The sequence below is a fragment of the Vreelandella arctica genome (genome assembly GCF_037070215.1).
Taxonomy (GTDB): Bacteria; Pseudomonadota; Gammaproteobacteria; order Pseudomonadales; family Halomonadaceae; genus Vreelandella; species Vreelandella arctica.
Genome location: NZ_JBANSN010000071.1, coordinates 1 through 4,596 on the forward strand (window position 1 = coordinate 1; position 4,596 = coordinate 4,596).

Here is a 4,596-nt window from a genome sequence, read left to right on the forward strand (position 1 = left end):
GGTGTGGGAATACGGCAGGTAACGCATCGTCTGCACGCGATGAAATAGTTAATTTAGGGCTTGTAAAACAGATGGTTAATGCGCTTTTTGGAGGATTTCGTCAGAATCGTTGCCGACCCTCTAGATCGTGTACATGTCGCTCACGTCCACGCGCTGCGCTGGCATTACAAACATAAGCAAGCTCTCGCCAGGTCGGCCCAGGCTCGTCAGGCTCACTCTCTTCAGTCAGGCCCAGCAGAAAATCAACTTTAACGCCGCATGTGGTAGCAATCCGGTTTAGCACCCAGGGGGCGGCGCCGTCTTCAAGATCTACACCGGATTCGAGCTTTGGCATGAGATTCGAATCAATCGCGATAGCTTCGGAAAGACCAGCTTGACTGAAACCGGCTAGCTGACGGGCTTCTCGTATACGAGTGCCGACAGCACGGTTATATTCAGCGACTTCTAAACGAGTGGGGGCAGGCACAGGGAATCTCCATAGCTAAGGAATCAGCGATGGTAGGCGACTCTCTTCACTCAAAGACTGCAGATTATCCAGGGCAAGTAATACGGACGGACTGGTTATCACCCCACCAGGCTACGCCCTCAAGTAGTACGCATGGACCACTGACCGAGCGATATCATCTGCGATGCAGAGGACAGAGCTACCCTCCTATTGGCTACGCCACAAGTAATACGGACGGACCTGGGTACACCTTATCTATACGGTATGCTTAAGTAAGCCGGGCAGACCCTGAGCGCTACCTAGCCATGCTCTTAGTCAGACACATGGATCTGGTGGCAGAAGCTCTCTATTGGTTACCACCACAAGTAATACGGACGGACTTGGGTACACCTATTGGTTGTTGGTCAACATCCGCTGTACTTGGCTTACGCTGGTTTCCATAGCAGTGGCGATCTTTCGGTAGCTGAACCCTTCATTGCGCAGTCTTTGCGCTTCCTCTCGACGTTGTTCAGCTTGAGACAGGTATTCCCCGCGATCGAGAGCACCGGCCTTGCGGCGATACTCTCGCTTACGTTCAGCATCCCGACGCTTAGCCTCAGCTTTGCTGATGATTGTTTTAAGCTGTAGTTGTTCATCGTCAGTAATCTGGAACGTGTCGATCAGCGTTGCATTGCGGGGGGTATAGAGCGGAGAGTACATTTGTCCGTTGAACTCGACCTTCTCGCCTCTCGCATGAGCTTTGGCCTTGGCAAACTGAGTGCTTAGGTCACAATCACGATATGACCAGCCGGGGGCAATCTCAGCGGCAAGGGTACGCGCTTCGTAATGAAGATGACTGGCCTTGATGGGCTCAGCGAGAGCCAGAAAGTTTATTGACCAGTGAAGGAACAACATCCGCTGCCCCTCGATGCTGTGGGCGCGCATCTTGGCAAGGGTGCGTAGATCTTCTAGCCGATCCCAGGCCAACGTGCGCTGAGACAGCTTGCGTAGCCCGTGTAGACCGCCTTTGATTACCCGCAGCCCCCTACTTGCTTCTCGCTGCTTAATCGTCTCTCTTAGCGCTTCACGGGGCATATCGACCAGTTCGTCGAAAAGCTCATCAAAACCGTACCTGGCCAGATCTCCGTCCGTACCTCGGTCTTCCCATACGACACGGCACACTTCACCCGATTTGCTGTTACGCGTTCCCTCCAGCCGCAATACGCGACTGGCATCTTTCGCGCCCGCATCGGCTCCCAAGTGCTCGAATCGCTCTACGAGGTTGCGCTGAGCCAGGTTCCATCTCATTAGCGCCTGCCGGGGCACAGGAGTGCTCAACAGCCACTTGAGGTGAACGCCACGGCCACTGAACACGATTAGGGAGGGGGCAGGTATACCCTCGTCTTTACAAGCCATCAGGCAACGCATAGCCCACTGATCGCCGTCGAGGTGAGTGGCCTGGCCAGGATCAATATCAAGAAACAGAAGCCCGATTCGGGCGAGATTAACGACGCGCCGGTTGGGTGCCGAGAATTCGCCCTGGGATATGTAGCAGTCACGATCGCGGGGGGCTGCCTGTATGACGCTCGGCAACTGATTGAGACGATAGGAGCTCTGCCGTAGACGTCCGCCGTCGGCGCTCTGTCGAGCGAGGACGGAGAACCATCCCCACCGCTCTGAATCGTGATAATTCTTTGGCTCTGAGATGAGGTCAAGCTGCGCGGGAACGGGATTTGATGCGCTCATGTGCGCACCCCGTTTCCACAGCGGGTGTTATCCGCTAAAAATTGGTTTATACTCAACATACAGATTCACGCCCTCCAAGGCGTCTGTAGCCCCGGTCTCCTTTTTGCCTGCCACAGCTTCCAAGGATTCCGGGGTTTCGCTTTTCTAAGGCCTCTCTCTCGGCCCTCTTCGTAACATTGTGACATAAAACGTCCAGATGATGCGGTGAAGTCGAAAAAATCCCCAGGTAGCAACCACTTCTTATAAAATTCATGCGCTCTTCCCTGGGCTCGTCTTTGTCTGCGAACTCATCGGTGGCTGACTTCTGCCCGCTCGATAGAGCTTCAAAAGGCTCTCGGCTTTTTCGATGCTTCTCACCGACAGGCGATAGTCTTGATACAGCGCTTGGCCGCCGTGCCGGTGCATATGCGGGCGAGGTTGCTGTAAGAATTCAAAGCCTTTTTGCCTCAGCTCAGCAATGGAGCTATGCCAGCATGTGTCGCCATTAACGCGCAACGCGTCCAGGGCGCACACATAGCGGCTCTCGTGGTAGGCCTCGACAAGGAGTGCTAGCGAAAGCTCGATCTTTAGCGGCGGCCGCGTGAATAAAGCGCTTTTTTCGGCATCGGCTAAGATGCGATCCATTGATATTGTCATGACACCCCCTAGCCTTGAGCGGTGCGGCGTTCGACCGCGTTACGCTCTGCCCACTTCAATAGATCACGCCGGCGATAGCGGACGAGACGACCCAGCTTTACCCACGGCGGCGCCTTATGACCGAGTAGCACTCCACGTACGCGGGAGTTGCGTAAGGTCAGGGGTGATAGACCGCCCAGCAGGAAAGCGGCCTGCTCGTCGGTGAGGTATTCGGGAGTGATATCGTTCACGTTGTTCTGCATATTCGTCTCCAGTTGTGTTGACGCACATCACTGCACATCACTGTGCGTCACTGGACGATACCTCCATGACTCAGGCGCATTTTGGCCACTTTTCCGGTTTGAATATGACAAGGTCGACGTCCTGGTCAGCCTTATCGTTGCTGAGTGATGGGCGGGGGCAAGTCAAGCAGACGCTGTGGTGTTACGACGAAACGGCACCACGGCGTCGCCGGGGTCGTTAATCACGTGGTCATGCAACAGAGCGCCCCACCGCGCAATGACTTCACGCTGTTCTGAACGGTATCGCTGATGCTGATAAACCGCTTCGATGGCGTTGGCCGGTGCGTGACCAAGCAACCGCTCGATGATGTGAGGAGCTACTGCCAGATGCTCGCCCCATAGGGTGGCGGCGGATCTGCGCAGGTCGTGGACGGTGAACGGCTTTTCAGCACCCAGGCGAGCCAGCAGGCCACCTCCTTTGCCTCGCTGATCAGGTTGCCGCTGTAGGCGTTTGACGGCGGTGCTCAAGCTATCCGGGGTCAATGGCTTGTCATGGCCGATCGCACGGAATACCGGCCCTTTAGCGGCAGGCAGGCGCGCGCGCAATATTTCCAGCGCCTCTTCACATAGGTATACGTCCCGGGGCTCCTTGGTTTTTGTGCGGGTCGCCGGCAGATGCCACACGCCATGATCGAGATCTACTTCTTCCCAACGCATCCCGGCCACTTCGGCACGCCTGGCCCCGGTCAGGATAAGCATACGCAAGGCGTCGACCATTGCCGGCGACAAAAGGCAGGCCTCAAGGGTGGACCAGACTTCCCGCAATTCCTCGATCGTCAGGGTGACGCTTCTCGTCTTTCCGGCTTTGCCGCCATAGGTAGATGGCTTCATGCCAGCGGCGGGATTGTCTTCGATCCAACCTTGGCCATGCGCCCATTCCAACGCCGCACGTAGCGTCGACAGGGTGGCCCGCGCCTGTACCGGCGAGCTCTCGGCGGCGCGGGTCAGCTCCGGGGCAATGTGCTGTCGGGACAGCTGATCGACCGGCACTCCGTCGAGACGCGACAGATAGGCCTGCCAACGTTGGCAATGGGCGGCCAGAGTCGACGGGGCGAGCTCTCCCATGCGTTCCAGGTGAGCCAGCCAGCGGCGCATCATGTCGCCGAACAGCGGGACCACCTCGCTGGCAGCAACCAGGTAGCGCGGGTCATGGCCACGCGACGCAGCGGCCGCGTTCTCCCCGTGTCGCTCTCGGGCCTCGTTTAGGCTCCACTGTGGCCACGGGCCAATTTGGACATCGACACGTCGACCAGGGCGCCGGCGTAACGGTTCGCCAGGCGTCGCGGGTGGAAGATGGCCAGCGGATACCGTCAGTCGGGACAACCAGGCGCGGCGGCCAGAGGGATAAATCATCAGCATCAAGCCAGGTGCCGGCGCCCCGGTGTCGGTGTCATTTTCAGAAGACGACTGCACCAATCAACGAGACATGAAGCCTGCTGTGCATACGGCTCCTGACAGCCCGATATCAGGACTCCTCTGCACGAAACTCGTCTATGCTCAATACTCGTG

Annotated in this window: 5 protein-coding genes; all 5 read right to left on the reverse strand. The window is 57.2% G+C overall.

The window, feature by feature from the left end; all coding sequences use genetic code 11:
* Positions 1–100: 100 nt before the first annotated feature.
* The 5 genes from V8L70_RS22530 to V8L70_RS22550 all read right to left on the reverse strand — a co-directional run bounded on the left by V8L70_RS22530 (position 101) and on the right by V8L70_RS22550 (position 4,500).
* Positions 101–466, reverse strand: coding sequence for a helix-turn-helix domain-containing protein (locus tag V8L70_RS22530; protein ID WP_336270686.1), 366 nt, complete (start codon positions 464–466; stop codon positions 101–103).
* A 369-nt stretch (positions 467–835) separates the two neighbouring features.
* A complete protein-coding gene (locus V8L70_RS22535; RefSeq protein WP_015077948.1) occupies positions 836–2,170 on the reverse strand; it encodes a helix-turn-helix domain-containing protein in 1,335 nt (444 codons plus the stop codon).
* A gap of 249 nt (positions 2,171–2,419) precedes the next feature.
* Positions 2,420–2,806: a hypothetical protein gene (locus V8L70_RS22540; protein WP_157826509.1), complete on the reverse strand. Its 387-nt coding sequence runs from the start codon at positions 2,804–2,806 to the stop codon at positions 2,420–2,422.
* An 8-nt stretch (positions 2,807–2,814) separates the two neighbouring features.
* The gene (locus V8L70_RS22545; RefSeq protein ID WP_015077980.1) at positions 2,815–3,048 is read right to left on the reverse strand and encodes a helix-turn-helix transcriptional regulator; all 234 of its coding nucleotides are present in this window, start codon (positions 3,046–3,048) and stop codon (positions 2,815–2,817) included.
* A 162-nt stretch (positions 3,049–3,210) separates the two neighbouring features.
* Positions 3,211–4,500 (reverse strand): tyrosine-type recombinase/integrase, encoded by a 1,290-nt coding sequence (locus V8L70_RS22550; RefSeq protein WP_336270687.1) that lies wholly within the window; start codon positions 4,498–4,500, stop codon positions 3,211–3,213.
* Positions 4,501–4,596: the final 96 nt, after the last annotated feature.

Excerpts from the sequence above, each read along its gene's own strand:
- V8L70_RS22540 (WP_157826509.1), bottom strand. The coding sequence starts at position 2,806 with ATGACAATATCAATGGATCGCATCTTAGCCGATGCCGAAAAAAGCGCT.
- V8L70_RS22535 (WP_015077948.1), bottom strand. The coding sequence starts at position 2,170 with ATGAGCGCATCAAATCCCGTTCCCGCGCAGCTTGACCTCATCTCAGAG.
- V8L70_RS22545 (WP_015077980.1), bottom strand. The coding sequence starts at position 3,048 with ATGCAGAACAACGTGAACGATATCACTCCCGAATACCTCACCGACGAG.